This is a genomic window from Photorhabdus sp. RM323S, from assembly GCF_042879375.1.
Lineage (GTDB): Bacteria > Pseudomonadota > Gammaproteobacteria > Enterobacterales > Enterobacteriaceae > Photorhabdus > Photorhabdus tasmaniensis.
Genome location: NZ_JBHFKZ010000193.1, coordinates 1 through 512, shown reverse-complemented (window position 1 = coordinate 512; position 512 = coordinate 1). Strand labels below are relative to the sequence as shown.

At 55.3% G+C, this 512-nt stretch carries 1 rRNA gene; it reads right to left on the bottom strand.

The annotated features are described in order from the left end of the window. Positions 1-512: ribosomal RNA gene (locus ACGF7G_RS22615) — 23S ribosomal RNA — on the bottom strand; the annotation flags it as partial.

The following is a 512-nucleotide window of genomic DNA, read 5'->3' as shown; positions in this document are numbered from 1 at the left end:
CCTTCTCCCGAAGTTACGGCACCATTTTGCCTAGTTCCTTCACCCGAGTTCTCTCAAGCGCCTGAGTATTCTCTACCTGACCACCTGTGTCGGTTTGGGGTACGATTCAATATGACCTGATGCTTAGAGGCTTTTCCTGGAAGCCGGGCATCAACCACTTCACCGCCGTAGCGGTTCGTCATCACGCCTCAGTGTTGACAGCAGAACGGATTTGCCTGTTCTGCCCACCTGCACGCTTAAACCGGGACGACCGTCGCCCGGATGGCCTAGCCTTCTCCGTCCCCCCTTCGCAGTCACATTCAGTACAGGAATATTAACCTGTTTCCCATCGACTACGCTTTTCAGCCTCGCCTTAGGGGTCGACTCACCCTGCCCCGATTAACGTTGGACAGGAACCCTTGGTCTTCCGGCGAGCGGGTTTTTCACCCGCTTTATCGTTACTTATGTCAGCATTCGCACTTCTGATACCTCCAGCGGGCCTCACAGCGCCACCTTCACCGGCTTACAGAACG